Source organism: Noviherbaspirillum album (assembly GCF_035916955.1).
In the GTDB taxonomy this organism is placed as follows: domain Bacteria; phylum Pseudomonadota; class Gammaproteobacteria; order Burkholderiales; family Burkholderiaceae_D; genus Noviherbaspirillum; species Noviherbaspirillum album.
The window spans coordinates 1-16,748 of the sequence record NZ_JAWIIV010000066.1 but is presented as its reverse complement, the minus strand read 5'-3'; the positions used below and the strand labels follow the sequence as shown (position 1 = coordinate 16,748).

General features: G+C 58.5%; 12 protein-coding genes, 1 tRNA gene and 1 pseudogene. All 14 read left to right on the top strand.

From position 1 onward, the window contains the following. Positions 1-78 (top strand): EF-Tu C-terminal domain-related protein (locus RY831_RS31605; RefSeq protein ID WP_004557332.1); only part of this gene is annotated, 78 nt, incomplete at its 5' end. A gap of 76 nt (positions 79-154) precedes the next feature. After that, positions 155-230: transfer RNA gene (locus RY831_RS31600), tRNA-Trp, on the top strand. A gap of 39 nt (positions 231-269) precedes the next feature. Continuing rightward, positions 270-653 carry a preprotein translocase subunit SecE gene (gene secE, locus RY831_RS31595; RefSeq protein ID WP_326510270.1) on the top strand — a complete coding sequence of 128 codons (384 nt, stop codon included), beginning with the start codon at positions 270-272 and terminating at the stop codon, positions 651-653. Continuing rightward, on the top strand, positions 654-1,232 hold the full coding sequence (nusG, locus tag RY831_RS31590; protein ID WP_326510269.1) for a transcription termination/antitermination protein NusG: 579 nt from the start codon (positions 654-656) through the stop codon (positions 1,230-1,232). A gap of 169 nt (positions 1,233-1,401) precedes the next feature. Continuing rightward, positions 1,402-1,833, top strand: coding sequence for a 50S ribosomal protein L11 (rplK, locus tag RY831_RS31585; protein WP_057293073.1), 432 nt, complete (start codon positions 1,402-1,404; stop codon positions 1,831-1,833). Continuing rightward, complete coding sequence (gene rplA, locus RY831_RS31580; RefSeq protein ID WP_194722362.1) at positions 1,833-2,528, top strand: 50S ribosomal protein L1; 696 nt, start codon at positions 1,833-1,835, stop codon at positions 2,526-2,528. The genes rplK and rplA overlap by 1 nt, the downstream gene beginning before the upstream one ends. Positions 2,529-2,823: 295 nt before the next feature. Beyond that, the gene (gene rplJ / locus RY831_RS31575; RefSeq protein ID WP_326510268.1) at positions 2,824-3,321 is read left to right on the top strand and encodes a 50S ribosomal protein L10; all 498 of its coding nucleotides are present in this window, start codon (positions 2,824-2,826) and stop codon (positions 3,319-3,321) included. A 68-nt stretch (positions 3,322-3,389) separates the two neighbouring features. After that, the gene (gene rplL / locus RY831_RS31570) at positions 3,390-3,767 is read left to right on the top strand and encodes a 50S ribosomal protein L7/L12 (protein WP_326510267.1); all 378 of its coding nucleotides are present in this window, start codon (positions 3,390-3,392) and stop codon (positions 3,765-3,767) included. A 445-nt stretch (positions 3,768-4,212) separates the two neighbouring features. Next, on the top strand, positions 4,213-8,319 hold the full coding sequence (gene rpoB / locus RY831_RS31565) for a DNA-directed RNA polymerase subunit beta (protein WP_326510266.1): 4,107 nt from the start codon (positions 4,213-4,215) through the stop codon (positions 8,317-8,319). 216 nt (positions 8,320-8,535) lie between these two features. After that, entirely contained in the window at positions 8,536-12,783 is a 4,248-nt protein-coding gene (rpoC, locus tag RY831_RS31560) for a DNA-directed RNA polymerase subunit beta' (protein WP_326510265.1), read from the top strand. Positions 12,784-13,341: 558 nt separating this feature from the next. Next, positions 13,342-13,725 (top strand): 30S ribosomal protein S12, encoded by a 384-nt coding sequence (gene rpsL / locus RY831_RS31555; protein ID WP_326510264.1) that lies wholly within the window; start codon positions 13,342-13,344, stop codon positions 13,723-13,725. 159 nt (positions 13,726-13,884) lie between these two features. After that, positions 13,885-14,355 (top strand): 30S ribosomal protein S7, encoded by a 471-nt coding sequence (rpsG, locus tag RY831_RS31550; RefSeq protein ID WP_326510263.1) that lies wholly within the window; start codon positions 13,885-13,887, stop codon positions 14,353-14,355. Between the two features lie 125 nt (positions 14,356-14,480). Then, positions 14,481-16,583 (top strand): elongation factor G, encoded by a 2,103-nt coding sequence (gene fusA / locus RY831_RS31545; RefSeq protein ID WP_326510262.1) that lies wholly within the window; start codon positions 14,481-14,483, stop codon positions 16,581-16,583. 90 nt (positions 16,584-16,673) lie between these two features. Further along, positions 16,674-16,748: pseudogene (locus RY831_RS31540) on the top strand (GTP-binding protein); the annotation flags it as partial.

The following is a 16,748-nucleotide window of genomic DNA, read 5'->3' as shown; positions in this document are numbered from 1 at the left end:
GAAGAGGGTCTGCGCTTCGCGATCCGCGAAGGCGGCCGTACCGTCGGCGCCGGCGTCGTTGCCAAAATCATCGAGTAATATCTGAACTGATGCGCTGCATCGTCGAGTCAACCTCAGCGATGCAGTGCAATCGATTCGCGCAAGTTTTACGCGTAGGGGTATAGCTCAACTGGCAGAGCGTCGGTCTCCAAAACCGAAGGTTGGGGGTTCGATTCCCTCTGCCCCTGCCACCGATATCAAGGTGCAGGGCACCGAAAGAAATCATCAGTATGTCTAACCAACCCGTAGAAACCGTTGGTACATCGAGCGACAAGGCAAAGGTCGCTCTTGCTATTTGTGCCGTCATCGCGGGTATCGTCGGTTTTTATTTTTTATCGGATAAACCTACTATCGTCCGCGCCGCTGCGCTGGTCGCCGGCTTGCTCGTGGCAGTGGGCGTGGCATGGACCTCCCAACCGGGCCGCGACTTTTTGAATTTTGCCAAAGAGTCGGTGCGCGAGGCGAAAAAAGTGGTTTGGCCAACCCGCAAGGAAGCGACGCAGATTACCGCCGTTGTCTTCGGCTTTGTGGTGGTCATGGCGATTTTTCTTTTTGGTACCGATAAGATTCTCGAATTTGTGTTGTACGACCTGATCCTGGGCTGGAAAAGTTAAATGAGCGAAACCGTACAAGAAAACGCAGTGGCTCAGCCATCGGGTGGCAGCAAGCGCTGGTACGTCGTGCACGCCTATTCCGGCATGGAGAAAAGTGTTCAGCGCGCCCTCGTGGAGCGCATAGAGCGCGCTGGGATGCAGGATAAATTCGGTCAGATCCTGGTTCCGACCGAAGAAGTCATCGAAGTCAAGAACGGACAGAAGTCCGTGACCGAGCGCCGCTTTTTCCCAGGTTATGTTCTCGTAGAAATGGAAATGACCGACGAGACTTGGCATCTGGTGAAGAATACCAGCAAGGTCACCGGGTTCATCGGCGGCAAATCCAACAAGCCGACACCGATCCCTCCGCACGAAGTCGACAAGATCCTGCACCAAATGCAGGAAGGTGTGGAAAAACCAAGGCCGAAAGTGCTGTACGAAGTCGGCGAAATGGTCCGCATCAAGGATGGCCCCTTCACCGACTTTAACGGCAATGTGGAAGAGGTCAATTACGAGAAATCGCGCGTACGCGTTTCCGTCACGATTTTCGGTCGAGCCACTCCAGTCGAATTGGAATTCGGTCAGGTCGAAAAGGTCTAAAAGCTCCTTCCAGTTAAAGATTGCAATGACGCCCTCGGAGCGTTGTGGGCGTATTGTCTGCAAAATTCGAATAGCCGTACCAGTAGTAAAGAGGAGCCCCAGTAGTTAAGAGTAGTTCATCACGAATCGAACGACCGGGCGCTATCACTCAATCAACGTAGGAGCCATCATGGCAAAGAAAATTATCGGTTTTATCAAGCTGCAAGTGCCGGCTGGTAAGGCCAACCCGTCTCCCCCGATTGGCCCGGCTCTGGGTCAGCGCGGCCTGAACATCATGGAATTCTGCAAAGCCTTCAATGCCCAGACACAAGGCGTTGAGCCGGGCCTGCCGATCCCGGTCGTGATCACTGCATTTGCCGACAAGTCCTTCACTTTCGTGATGAAGACGCCCCCGGCAACTATCCTGATCAAGAAGGCTGCAGGCATTCAAAAGGGTTCGGCCAAGCCGCATACCGACAAGGTCGGCAAGATCACCCGCAAGCAGGCAGAAGAGATCGCAACAACAAAGATGCCGGACCTTACGGCAGCTGACATGGAAGCCGCCGTGCGTACAATCGCCGGTTCCGCTCGTTCCATGGGTATCACGGTGGAGGGTCTGTAATGGCTAAGTTGTCCAAGCGCGCACAAGCAATCAAGGCAAAGGTTGACCGTACAAAGCAGTATGCATATGACAACGCGATTGCGCTGATCAAGGAATGTGCTACTGCAAAGTTTGACGAGTCGATCGACGTATCCGTACAACTCGGCGTCGATGCCAAGAAGTCCGACCAAGTCGTCCGCGGCTCCGTCGTGCTGCCGGCAGGCACGGGCAAGACAGTCCGCGTCGCGGTGTTCGCATCCGGCGACAAGGCAGAAGCTGCGAAAGCGGCAGGTGCAGATATCGTCGGCATGGAAGACCTGGCAGATCGTATCAAGGCAGGCGACATGCCCTTTGATATCGTGATCGCATCGCCGGACACCATGCGTATCGTCGGTACTCTCGGTCAGATCCTCGGTCCGCGTGGCATGATGCCGAACCCGAAGGTCGGTACAGTCACGCCAGACGTCGCCACTGCAGTGAAGAACGCTAAGGCCGGTCAAGTCCAGTACCGTACCGACAAGGCAGGTATCATCCACGCAACGATCGGCCGCAAGTCCTTCAGCGATGCAGACCTGAAATCCAATCTGCTGGCCCTGATTGATGCACTGAACAAGGCAAAGCCGGCGACAAGCAAGGGCGTGTATCTCCGCAAAGTTGCGATCTCGTCGACCATGGGCGCAGGCGTTCGCGTCGACCAGACAACGCTGGCTGCTTAAGCAAGAATCAAGTCCTCGTACGCAGCATGTGCGAGGCGAATCTTTGGGCTGGTTCCGTTTCCGTCGCATTCAGATCCGGAGCCAGATTATCAAAGACCGTTGGGCGGCGTGCATCATCCGATGCGCAAAGTTAAACACCGGTAGTGCAATCTCCGGCACCCAACGCAGATGGTGACCCGAACAAGTTTTTGTAGTCTCAACGCTGGATCCATGCCAGCACTGAACTCCTGAACTTCGGACGCCGTGTTCGAACCGATGTGAGGCATTTGCCGAACATCATTTTTGGAGGTTGATCTTGAGTCTCAATCTGAATGACAAAAAGGCCGTCGTCGCCGAAGTCTCCGCAAAGGTAGCAACTGCGCAGACTATCGTCGTGGCCGAATACCGTGGCATCCAGGTTGGTCACTTGACGCAACTGCGCGCCAAAGCGCGTGCCCAGGGTGTGTACATGCGCGTGTTGAAAAACACGCTCGCACGTCGCGCCGTCGAAGGCACGCCGTTTGAAGGCCTTGCCTCCGAAATGACCGGCCCGTTGATCTACTCGATCTCCGAGGACGCCGTTGCAGCTGCAAAAGTCGTTTTCGACTTTTCAAAAACCAACGACAAGCTGGTTGTTAAGGCAGGCAATTACGCAGGCAAGTCGCTTGATAAAGCGGGTGTTGCAGCGTTGGCCAGCATTCCGAGCCGTGAAGTCCTCATCTCCCAGTTGCTGGGTGTCATGCAGGCTCCGGTTTCCGGCTTTGCTCGCGCCTTGGCTGCTCTCGCAGCGAAGAAGGAAGCCGAAGGCGCGTAATCGCCCTCAGCGCTTCTTGCGTCAGTACCGATTAGATGTAATTACCGAATCAAATTTAGGAGTTTCAAATGGCAATTAGCAAAGACGATATCCTGGAAGCCGTAGGTCAGATGTCCGTAATGGACCTGAACGATCTGGTCAAGGCTTTTGAAGAAAAATTTGGCGTGTCCGCAGCTGCAATGGCAGTCGCTGGCCCGGCAGCCGGCGGCGGCGCCGCAGCTGCTGCTGAAGAGCAGACCGAGTTCACCGTAGTTCTGTCCGAAGTGGGCGCGAACAAGGTTGGCGTCATTAAGGCAGTCCGCGAAATCACCGGTCTGGGCCTGAAAGAAGCCAAGGACCTGGTTGACGGCGCACCGAAGCCTGTCAAGGAAGGCATCGCCAAGGCAGACGCTGAAGCCGCCAAGAAGAAGCTGGAAGAAGCTGGCGCGAAAGCCGACCTCAAGTAATAGCGGCTTGTCAGGGCAACCTGAATATCGCCGGAGTCAAGGCCCGGAACTCTCTCGAAAGGGCGAGTTCGGCCTTGGCTCCTTTGTCGTTTTCGAGTTTTGAAGAGCCGCCCCCGGGCTCGAATAGTCAACGAAACAATAGCAGTACCCAGGCAGCAAGGCGGCAATAGCACCACGACGCCGTTCGTACTGAAGGCAATCGTTGCAAGTGGTATCGGGGAAGAAGCAGTAACGGCGAAGGCGGCGAATCAGTTGGATGTCGTCGGCAACGCAAAGGAACCAAGGCCGAAGGCGAAACGCGCTTTGCGGCACATTGGGCGGCAATCAGTCTAGTTAAGGCAGAAGAAGGGCAGAGACTTGAGGTTTCGCATGTGGCATCCGGAGCGCATCTCCAACCGCGGCGAAACCTGAATTCTCAATCCTTCCTGTCACTCACGGAGTGTCCATGCACTACTCATTTACTGAGAAGAAGCGCATTCGCAAATCGTTTGCGAAACGCGCTAACGTTCACAACGTTCCGTTCCTGCTGGCGACCCAGCTCGAGTCCTATACGAGCTTCCTGCAGGCCGATAAAGTTGCGTCGCAACGCAAGAACGAAGGCCTGCAATCCGCCTTCAGCTCAATTTTCCCAATCGTATCGCACAATGGTTTTGCACGGCTAGAGTTTCTCTCGTATGTGTTGGGCGACCCTCCGTTTGACGTGAAAGAGTGCCAACAGCGTGGCCTGACCTTCGCCTCGCCGCTGCGTGCCAAGGTGCGCCTTGTCATTCTAGACAAGGAATCTCCGACCAAGCCGGTGGTCAAGGAGATGAAGGAACAGGAAGTGTACATGGGCGAATTGCCGCTCATGACAGCGAACGGCTCCTTTGTGATCAACGGTACTGAGCGTGTGATCGTTTCTCAGCTGCATCGTTCCCCGGGTGTGTTCTTCGAGCACGACCGCGGCAAGACGCACTCGTCCGGAAAGCTGCTGTTCTCGGCCCGCATCATTCCCTACCGCGGTTCGTGGCTGGATTTCGAATTCGATCCGAAAGACATCCTGTTCTTCCGCGTCGACCGCCGCCGCAAGATGCCGGTAACGATCCTGCTCAAGGCCATCGGAATGACGCCGGAGCAGATCCTGGCGAACTTCTTCGTGTTCGACAACTTCACCATCCGCTCCGAAGGCGGCGAGATGGAATTCGTCGCAGAACGTCTGCGCGGCGAAGTTGCGCGATTTGACATCACCGACAAGTCCGGCAAGGTCATCGTCGCCAAGGACAAGCGCATCAATGCCAAGCATGTGCGTGAAATCGACGCTGCAGGCATCAAGCACATTTCCGTTCCGGAAGACTATTTGCTTGGCCGCGTGCTGGCCAAGAACATTGTCGACGCCGACACCGGCGAAGTGATCGCCAATGCCAATGACGAGCTGACGGAAGAAGTCCTGGCGCGCCTGCGCGACGCCGGCGTCACCGACATCCAGACGCTGTACACCAACGACCTGGACCAGGGCGCCTACATTTCGCAGACGCTGCGCATGGATGACACTGCAGACCAGATGGCCGCGCGCGTCGCCATCTACCGCATGATGCGTCCCGGCGAGCCGCCTACAGAAGACTCGGTGGAAGCCTTGTTCAACGGCCTGTTCTACAGCGAAGAGCGCTATGACCTCTCCGCAGTCGGCCGCATGAAGTTCAACCGCCGCATCGGCCGCGACGAACTGACAGGCGCAATGACGCTGTCGAACGACGACATCCTCGCAGTGATCAAGATCCTGGTCGAGTTGCGCAACGGCCGCGGCGAAGTCGACGATATCGACCACCTCGGCAACCGCCGCGTGCGCTGCGTCGGCGAATTGGCCGAAAACCAGTTCCGTGCGGGCCTCGTGCGCGTCGAGCGCGCGGTCAAAGAGCGTCTCGGCCAGGCCGAGGCGGACAACCTGATGCCGCACGACCTGATCAACTCCAAGCCGATTTCAGCCGCGATCCGCGAGTTCTTCGGTTCGTCGCAGCTGTCGCAGTTCATGGACCAGACCAATCCGCTGTCGGAAATCACCCACAAGCGCCGCGTTTCCGCGCTCGGTCCGGGCGGTCTGACCCGCGAGCGCGCCGGCTTCGAAGTGCGCGACGTGCATCCGACCCACTACGGTCGCGTATGCCCGATCGAAACGCCGGAAGGTCCGAACATCGGCCTGATCAACTCGCTGGCGCTGTATGCCCGCCTGAACGAATACGGCTTCCTCGAGACGCCGTACCGCAAGGTCGAAGGCAGCGCGGTGACCAACCAGATCGACTACCTGTCCGCGATCGAGGAAGGCCGCTATGTGATCGCCCAGGCGAACGCGACGATCAGCAACGAAGGCAAGCTGTCCGATGAACTGGTGTCGGCGCGTCAGGCTGGCGAAACCATTCTCGTGTCGCCCGAGCGCGTCCAGTACATGGACGTGGCGCCGGGTCAGGTCGTATCGGTAGCGGCATCGCTCATTCCGTTCCTCGAACACGATGACGCGAACCGCGCATTGATGGGTGCCAACATGCAGCGCCAGGCGGTTCCCTGCCTGCGTCCGGAAAAAGCCTTCGTCGGTACCGGCATCGAGCGTACCGTCGCGGTCGACTCCGGCACCACCGTGCAGGCGCTGCGCGGTGGCGTCGTCGACTACGTCGATGCAGGCCGTATCGTGATTCGCGTCAACGACGATGAAGCGGCGGCAGGTGAAGTCGGTGTCGATATCTACAACCTGATCAAGTACACCCGTTCCAACCAGAACACCAACATCAACCAGCGTCCGATCGTCAAGGTGGGTGACCGTGTTGCCAAACATGACGTGATCGCGGACGGCGCATCGACCGACATCGGCGAACTCGCGCTCGGCCAGAACATGCTGGTGGCGTTCATGCCCTGGAACGGCTACAACTTCGAGGATTCGATCCTGATCTCGGAGCGCGTGGTTGCAGACGACCGTTACACTTCGATCCACATCGAAGAACTGTCCGTCGTTGCCCGTGACACCAAGCTCGGCGCGGAAGAAATTACCCGCGACATCTCGAACCTGGCGGAAAACCAGCTGGCCCGCCTGGACGAGTCGGGCATCGTCTACATCGGCGCCGAAGTCGAAGCCGGCGATACGCTGGTCGGCAAGGTCACGCCGAAGGGCGAAACCCAGCTGACGCCGGAAGAGAAGCTGCTGCGCGCGATCTTCGGTGAAAAGGCATCCGATGTGAAGGATACCTCGCTGCGCGTGCCGTCCGGCATGGTCGGCACCGTCATCGACGTGCAGGTCTTCACCCGCGAAGGTATCCCGCGCGACAAGCGCGCCCAGCAGATCATCGACGATGAACTCAAGCGCTATCGCCTGGACCTGAACGACCAGCTGCGTATCGTGGAAGGCGATGCCTTCCAGCGTCTGGAAAAGATGTTGATCGGCAAAGTCGTCAACGGCGGCCCGAAGAAGCTGGCCAAGGGTGCGCAGATCACCAAGGAATACCTGGACGATCTGGACAAGTACCACTGGTTCGACATCCGTCCGGCCGACGACGATCTGGCCGCCGCCCTCGAGGCGATCAAGGAATCGATCGCCGAGAAGCGTCACCAGTTCGACCTCGCCTTCGAAGAGAAGCGCAAGAAGCTCACCCAGGGCGATGAACTGCCGCCTGGCGTGCAGAAGATGGTCAAGGTCTACCTTGCGGTCAAGCGTCGCCTGCAGCCGGGCGACAAGATGGCGGGCCGTCACGGTAACAAGGGTGTGGTTTCGCGCATCGTTCCGGTGGAAGACATGCCTTACATGGCAGACGGCACACCGGCCGACATTGTGCTGAACCCGCTGGGCGTGCCGTCGCGTATGAACGTCGGCCAGGTGCTGGAAGTTCACCTGGGGTGGGCGTCAAAGGGCCTCGGCCTGCGCATCGGCGAAATGCTCAAGGCGCAAGCCAAGGCGGCCGAACTGCGCAAGTTCCTGACCACGATCTACAACGAGTCCGGCAAGTCGGAGGACCTGGACAGCTTCAGTGACGATGAAATCCTTACGTTGGCCGACAACCTGAAGTACGGCGTGCCGTTTGCGACGCCGGTGTTCGACGGCGCGCACGAGGATGAAATCCGCCGCATGCTCGACCTCGCCTATCCGGACGATATCGCCAAGCAACTCGGCATGACGCCGTCGAAGAACCAGGTCACCATGTACGATGGACGTACCGGCGAAGCCTTCGAGCGTACCGTCACCGTCGGCTACATGCACGTGCTCAAGCTGCACCACCTGGTCGACGACAAGATGCACGCGCGTTCGACCGGCCCGTACTCGCTGGTGACCCAGCAGCCGCTGGGCGGCAAGGCGCAGTTCGGCGGCCAGCGTTTCGGCGAGATGGAAGTCTGGGCGCTGGAAGCCTATGGCGCGTCGTACGTGCTGCAGGAAATGTTGACCGTGAAGTCCGACGACGTGACCGGCCGCACCAAGGTGTACGAGAATCTGGTCAAGGGCGACCACGTGATCGACGCCGGCATGCCGGAGTCCTTCAACGTGCTGGTGAAGGAAATCCGCTCCCTCGGTATCGATATCGATCTGGAACGGGACTGATCCGAGAAGGATCATGCAGCAAGCCTGCCGGGAGACCGGCAGGCGGCAACGAAACAAGCAGCATGCAGTTTGGGAAGTCGCGTTTGTTCCCGGTATCGGCGGAACTCGTGCCACGCAGGTGGCAGGGCCCGCCCGCCGATGCGAACAGGGTTGCAGCAAATAACGCTTCCTCGCAATACCGCGAAATGATTTTCACGCCTTACTGGAGTGATACAAATGAAAGCACTGCTCGATCTATTCAAGCAAGTTCAGCAAAGCGAACAATTCGACGCGATCAAGATTGGCCTCGCGTCGCCTGAAAAAATTCGTTCCTGGTCCTACGGCGAAGTCAAGAAGCCGGAAACCATTAACTACCGTACATTCAAGCCCGAGCGCGACGGCCTGTTCTGCGCCAAGATCTTTGGCCCGATCAAGGACTACGAGTGCCTGTGCGGCAAGTACAAGCGCCTGAAGCACCGCGGCGTCATCTGCGAAAAGTGCGGCGTCGAAGTCACGTTGGCCAAGGTGCGCCGCGAGCGCATGGGCCACATTGAACTGGCTTCCCCGACCGCTCACATCTGGTTCCTGAAATCGCTGCCGTCGCGTCTGGGCATGGTGCTCGACATGACGCTGCGCGACATCGAACGCGTTCTCTACTTCGAAGCCTATGTCGTGACTGATCCCGGCATGACGCCGCTGAAGAAGTGCCAGATCATGTCGGAAGACGACTACGCCGCCAAGTATGAAGAATACGGCGACGACTTCACCGCCTTCATGGGTGCTGAGGGCATCCGCGAACTGCTGCGCTCGATCGACATCGACCGCGAAGTCGAGACCCTGCGCCAGGAACTGAAGGATTCCAAGTCCGAAGCCAAGATCAAGAAGTATGCGAAGCGCCTGAAAGTGCTCGAGGCATTCCAGCGCTCCGGCATCAAGCCGGACTGGATGATCATGGAAGTGCTGCCGGTGCTGCCGCCGGAACTGCGTCCGCTGGTACCGCTGGACGGCGGCCGTTTCGCGACCTCCGACCTGAACGACCTGTATCGCCGCGTCATCAATCGCAACAACCGCCTGAAGCGCCTCATGGAGTTGCGTGCTCCGGAAATCATCACGCGCAATGAAAAGCGCATGTTGCAGGAAGCGGTCGACTCGCTGCTGGACAACGGCCGTCGCGGCAAGGCGATGACCGGCGCCAACAAGCGTCCGCTGAAGTCGCTGGCTGAAATGATCAAGGGCAAGGGCGGCCGTTTCCGTCAGAACCTGCTGGGCAAGCGCGTCGACTACTCCGGCCGTTCGGTCATCGTGGTCGGTCCGCAGCTCAAGCTGCACCAGTGCGGCCTGCCGAAGCTGATGGCGCTCGAACTGTTCAAGCCTTTCATCTTCAACAAGCTGGAGTTGATGGGTCTCGCAACCACTATCAAGGCTGCGAAGAAGCTGGTCGAAATCCAGGAACCGGTGGTTTGGGACATCCTGGAAGAAGTCATCCGCGAACACCCGGTCATGCTCAACCGTGCGCCGACGCTGCACCGTCTCGGTATCCAGGCGTTCGAGCCGGTCCTGATCGAAGGCAAGGCCATCCAGCTGCACCCGCTGGTCTGTGCGGCGTTCAACGCCGACTTCGACGGCGACCAGATGGCTGTTCACGTTCCGTTGTCGATCGAAGCGCAGATGGAAGCCCGCACCCTGATGCTGGCCTCCAACAACATCCTGTTCCCGTCGAACGGCGAACCGTCGATCGTACCGTCCCAGGATATCGTGCTGGGTCTGTACTATGCGACCCGCGAAAAGATCAACGGCAAGAACGAAGGCATGATGTTCCCTGACGTAGCCGAAGTCATTCGCGCCTACGACAACAAGGAAGTCGAGCTGACCACACGGATCACCGTGCGCATCACCGAGTATCCGAAGGATGCCGAAACCGGCGAATTCGTGAAGACCGTCAAGCGCTACGAGACAACCGTCGGCCGCGCCATCCTGTCGGAAATCCTGCCGAAGGGCCTCCCGTTCAGCGTGCTGAACCGTGCCCTGAAGAAAAAGGAAATCTCGAAGCTCATCAACACTTCGTTCCGCAAGTGCGGCCTGCGCGCAACCGTGGTCTTCGCCGACCAACTGATGCAGTCCGGTTTCCGCCTCGCAACCCGCGCCGGTATTTCCATCTGCGTGGACGACATGCTGGTGCCGCCGCAGAAGCACACCATCATTGCCCAGGCCGAGCACGAAGTGAAACAGATCGAGCAGCAGTACGCTTCCGGTCTGGTCACCGCGGGCGAGCGCTACAACAAGGTGGTCGACATCTGGGGCAAGGCCGGCGATGAAGTCGGCAAGGCCATGATGGAGCAGCTTAAGGTGGAAGACGTCGTCAAGCGCGACGGCACAAAGGGCACGCAGGAATCATTCAACGCCATCTACATGATGGCTGACTCCGGCGCCCGCGGTTCCGCGGCGCAGATTCGCCAGCTCGCCGGTATGCGAGGCCTGATGGCCAAGCCGGACGGCTCGATCATCGAGACGCCGATTACCGCGAACTTCCGCGAAGGCTTGAACGTGTTGCAGTACTTCATCTCCACGCACGGCGCCCGTAAGGGTCTGGCCGACACGGCGCTGAAGACAGCAAACTCCGGTTACCTGACACGCCGCCTGGTCGACGTGACCCAGGATTTGGTTGTCATCGAAGACGATTGCGGCACTGCAAACGGCGCGTCGATGAAGGCCCTGGTCGAGGGTGGTGAAGTCATCGAAGCGTTGCGCGACCGTATTCTCGGCCGTGTCGCGGCGACCGATGTCGTCAATCCGGAAACCCAGGAAACTGCGTACGAATCGGGCACCCTGCTGGATGAAGATGCAGTGGAAGACATCGAGCGTCTGGGCATCGACGAAGTCAAGGTGCGCACGCCGCTTACCTGCGACACCCGCTATGGCCTGTGCGCCAAGTGCTACGGCCGCGATCTCGGCCGCGGCATGCTGGTCAACTCCGGCGAAGCGGTCGGCGTTGTTGCAGCGCAGTCGATCGGCGAACCGGGTACCCAGCTGACAATGCGTACCTTCCACATCGGTGGTGCGGCGTCGCGTGCGGCGGTGGCTTCCAGCGTCGAAGCGAAGTCGAACGGCACGGTGCGCTTCACGGCGACCATGCGCTACGTCACCAACGGCAAGGGCGAACAGATCGTCATTTCCCGTTCCGGCGAAGTGCTGATCACCGACGACCACGGCCGCGAGCGCGAGCGTCACAAGGTGCCTTATGGCGCGACCCTGCTGGTCAAGGATGGTCTCACCATCAAGGCCGGTACCGCGCTGGCGACATGGGATCCGCTGACCCGTCCGATCATCACCGAATACTCCGGTACGGTGAAGTTCGAGAATGTCGAGGAAGGCGTGACCGTGGCCAAGCAGATCGATGAAGTCACCGGTCTGTCGACCCTGGTCGTCATCGATGCGAAGCGCCGCGGCCCGAGCACCAAGGTGGTTCGTCCGCAGGTCAAGCTGCTCAATGAAAAGGGCGAGGAAGTCAAGATCGCCGGCACCGAGCACGCCGTGACGATCGGCTTCCAGGTCGGCGCGCTGATCACGGTGAAGGATGGTCAGCAGGTTTCCGTCGGTGAAGTACTGGCGCGTATCCCGACCGAGTCGCAGAAGACACGTGACATCACGGGCGGTCTGCCGCGCGTGGCCGAACTGTTCGAAGCGCGTTCGCCGAAGGATGCCGGCATGCTGGCCGAAGTCACTGGTACGGTCGCGTTCGGCAAGGAGACTAAGGGCAAGCAGCGCCTGGAAATCACCGACATGGACGGCAACAAGCACGAGTTCCTGATCACCAAGGACAAGCAGGTGCTGGTGCACGACGGCCAGGTGGTCAACAAGGGCGAGATGATCGTGGACGGCCCGGCCGATCCGCAGGACATCCTGCGCTTGCTGGGTATCGAAGCGCTGGCGCGTTACATCGTCGACGAAGTCCAGGACGTGTACCGCCTGCAGGGTGTGAAGATCAACGACAAGCACATTGAAGTGATCGTGCGTCAGATGCTGCGCCGCGTGCAAGTAGTCAGCGCCGGCGATACGGCCTACATCCCGGGCGAGCAGGTCGAGCGCTCCGAGCTGTTGGACGAAAACGATCGCGTCATTGCCGAAGGCAAACTGCCGGCCACGTACGAGAACGTGCTGCTCGGTATCACCAAGGCATCGCTGTCGACCGACTCCTTCATCTCCGCGGCATCGTTCCAGGAAACCACCCGCGTGCTTACCGAAGCTGCGATCATGGGCAAGAAGGACGGCTTGCGCGGCCTGAAGGAAAACGTCATCGTGGGTCGCCTGATCCCCGCCGGTACCGGTCTCGCTTACCACCGTGCCCGCAAGGAAAAGGAGACATGGGAAGCGGAAGAGCGCTCCGCACTGCTGCAAGCCGAAGAAACGGCCCGTGCTGTGGAATCGGAAGCGGCAACCGAAGCAACCATCACCACCGATGGCAATCAGGACAGCAGCGAAACCTGATCTCGTCAGTCCCAATAAAAACGGCACCGCATGCGGTGCCGTTTTTTATCGCCAGCTTTTTATTAAGACGGAATATGGCTGTGCCGTCGCAAGCATACCCGGCAATACAAACCGATCCGGCTCGACTCGCCATCCTTGTGGAGGCTGAAAGCAAAGCAACATTGCGTCGGTTATCGCAATGATGCCTGCCTGCGGCCAGTGTCTGCACGCCGGCGTCAAACCTTTTCCACGATCGCGGGCCATTGCAGCATCCCGTCGCTTCGGTGTAGCAGGCTGCCAAGGAAACCGTAGCTGAACAAGTCGGGCAACCAAATCTCCCGACAATACAAGCACATAGCACGGTTGACGCAGATCGGCAATGGGCATATACTCGCGAGTTCTCGATTTTAAGCTCTTCGGGCTTAAGCGTTCTTTGGTCCAAGTCTCCCGCCTCTGCGATGCTTATCCCCTTTCCGGTTTCAAAATCGACGCGCATAGCGCAATGGTTTTCCCCCAGCTTCGGGCAATCGATTTCGGAGCTGTATTTATCAACGTTTCATTTTGTTGGATTAAAGACCGATGCCAACCATCAATCAACTTATTCGCAAGCCCCGGACTTCGGGCGCTGTGAAAAGCAAGTCGCCGGCGCTGGAAAACAGCCCGCAGAAGCGCGGTGTTTGCACCCGTGTGTACACCACGACTCCTAAAAAGCCGAACTCGGCGCTCCGTAAGGTTGCCAAGGTTCGCCTGACCAACGGTTTCGAGGTGATCTCGTACATCGGCGGTGAGGGCCACAACCTGCAAGAGCACAGCGTCGTGCTGCTCCGCGGCGGTCGTGTCAAGGACTTGCCGGGTGTGCGTTACCACATGGTTCGCGGTGCACTGGATACCCAGGGCGTCAAGGATCGTAAGCAGGCACGTTCGAAGTACGGTGCCAAGCGCGCGAAAGCCGCCAAGAAGTAATTGATTTTTCCGCACGGAGCCTCCCCTCAAGGTGCTTCACCACGCGGAATGCGAGTCGGCCCCGACTGGGTCGAGTAAGTGGATGGTCATGATGGCCACCGCGAGCGAGCGGTAAAACACTCAGTGCCGTCGCTCAACTGAAGAGTGAAAGGAATAGAAATGCCACGTCGTCGTGAAGTCCCGAAACGGGAAATCCTGCCTGATCCCAAGTTTGGTAATGTTGATGTAGCGAAATTCGTCAACGTCCTGATGCTGTCCGGTAAAAAATCGGTCGCCGAAAACATCATCTATGGCGCGTTTGACCATATCAAGCAAAAGTCCGGCAAGGATCCGCTGGAAGTATTTATTGCAGCGCTGAATAACGCCAAGCCAATGGTTGAAGTCAAATCCCGCCGCGTTGGTGGTGCAAACTACCAGGTGCCGGTTGAAGTGCGTCCTGTCCGCCGCATGGCTCTCTCCATGCGCTGGCTGCGCGAAGCTGCCAACAAGCGCAGCGAGAAGTCCATGCCGCAGCGTCTGGGCGGCGAGTTGATGGAGGCTGCGGAAGGCCGCGGTGGTGCGATGAAGAAGCGTGACGAAGTGCACCGCATGGCAGAAGCCAACAAGGCGTTCTCCCACTTCCGTTTCTAATAGCAATAACACAATAGTTGCCTTCGCATCGTTGAAGGCTCTGCAATGTAACTTGGTTAAAACCGGGCGCATCCCTTGAAAAAGTGACGCTCGGTTTTCTACCATTAAAAGACTTAGGATTGAATATGGCTCGCAAGACCCCCATCGAGCGCTACCGCAATATCGGTATTTCCGCTCACATCGATGCCGGTAAGACAACCACTACCGAACGTATCCTGTACTACACCGGTGTTAACCACAAGATCGGCGAAGTGCACGACGGCGCAGCGACCATGGACTGGATGGAGCAGGAGCAGGAGCGCGGTATCACCATTACCTCCGCTGCAACGACCTGCTTCTGGAAGGGCATGGCCAACAACTTCCCTGAGCACCGCATCAATATCATCGACACCCCGGGCCACGTCGACTTCACCATCGAGGTGGAGCGTTCGATGCGCGTCCTGGACGGTGCATGCATGGTGTACTGCGCAGTGGGTGGTGTGCAGCCGCAATCCGAAACCGTGTGGCGTCAGGCAAACAAGTACGGTGTGCCGCGTCTGGCATTCGTCAACAAGATGGACCGTACCGGCGCGAACTTCTTCAAGGTTTACGAGCAGATGCGTGCTCGCCTGAAGGCCAATCCGATCCCGATGCAGGTGCCCATCGGCGCCGAAGAAAACTTCGAAGGCGTGGTCGACCTCGTCAGGATGAAGGCAATCTACTGGGACGACGCTTCCCAGGGCATGAAGTTCGACCTGCGCGATATCCCGGCGGACCTGCAGGCCACTTGCGCCGAGTGGCGCGAGAAGATGGTCGAGGCAGCAGCCGAAGCTAACGAAGAACTGATGAACAAGTACCTCGAAGAGGGCGACCTGACCGAAGCAGAGATCAAGAAGGCAATTCGCCAGCGCACCATCGCCGGTGAAATCGTCCCGATGATGTGCGGCACCGCGTTCAAGAACAAGGGCGTGCAGGCCATGCTCGACGCCGTGATCGAATACCTGCCGGCACCGACCGACATTCCGCCGGTCGAAGGCACCGATGAGAACGAGCAGCCCGCGCTGCGCAAGGCCGACGACAACGAGAAATTCTCCGCGCTCGCATTCAAGATCATGACCGACCCGTTCGTCGGCCAACTGATCTTCTTCCGCGTGTATTCCGGTGTCGTGAATTCGGGCGACACCGTGTACAACCCGGTCAAGGGCAAGAAGGAGCGTATCGGCCGCCTGCTGCAGATGCATGCGAACCAGCGTGAAGAAATCAAGGAAGTCCGTGCGGGCGACATCGCCGCTGCGGTCGGCCTGAAGGAAGCCACCACAGGCGAAACCCTGTGCGATCCGGAAGCGGTCATCACTCTCGAGCGCATGGTGTTCCCGGAGCCGGTGATTTCCCAGGCTGTCGAGCCGAAGACCAAGGCTGACCAGGAAAAGATGGGCCTCGCGCTCAATCGCCTGTCGCAGGAAGATCCTTCGTTCCGCGTCAAGACCGACGAAGAATCCGGTCAGACTATTATCTCGGGTATGGGCGAACTGCACCTGGAAATTATCGTCGACCGTATGCGCCGCGAATTCGGTGTAGAAGCTACCGTCGGCAAGCCGCAGGTTGCCTACCGCGAAACCATCCGCAAGACATGCGAAGAAATCGAAGGCAAGTTCGTCAAGCAGTCGGGCGGCCGCGGTCAGTACGGCCACGTTGTACTGAAGATTGAACCGCAAGAGCCGGGCAAGGGTTTCGAGTTCGTCGACGCGATCAAGGGCGGTGTCGTTCCGCGTGAATACATCCCGGCAGTTGAGAAGGGTATTCTCGAAACCCTGCCGGCCGGTGTGATGGCGGGCTATCCGGTTGTTGACGTTAAGGTGACCCTCTTCTTCGGTTCCTACCATGACGTCGACTCCAACGAAAACGCCTTCCGCATGGCCGCGTCGATGGCGTTCAAGGACGGTTGCCGCAAGGCCAGCCCGGTCCTGCTCGAACCGATGATGGCAGTCGAAGTTGAAACGCCGGAAGAAAAAATGGGTGACGTGATGGGCGACTTGTCTTCCCGCCGCGGCATGATCCAGGGTATGGACGACATCCCGGGCGGCGGCAAGATCGTTCGCGCCGAAGTGCCGTTGTCGGAAATGTTCGGCTACTCCACCACATTGCGCTCACTCACCCAGGGCCGTGCGACGTACACGATGGAGTTCAAGCATTACGCCGAGGCACCGAAGAATGTTGCCGACGCAGTGATTACCTCCAAGGGCAAGTAAGACCACGCCGTGCCGGGCCATGTAATCCGTGGGCCGGCGCACGAAATCAAAGACAATTCAACAAATCGTTCTTTTTGAAGGAAATATAAAATGGCAAAAGGCAAGTTTGAGCGGACCAAACCGCACGTGAATGTGGGCACGATTGGTCACGTTGACCATGGCAAG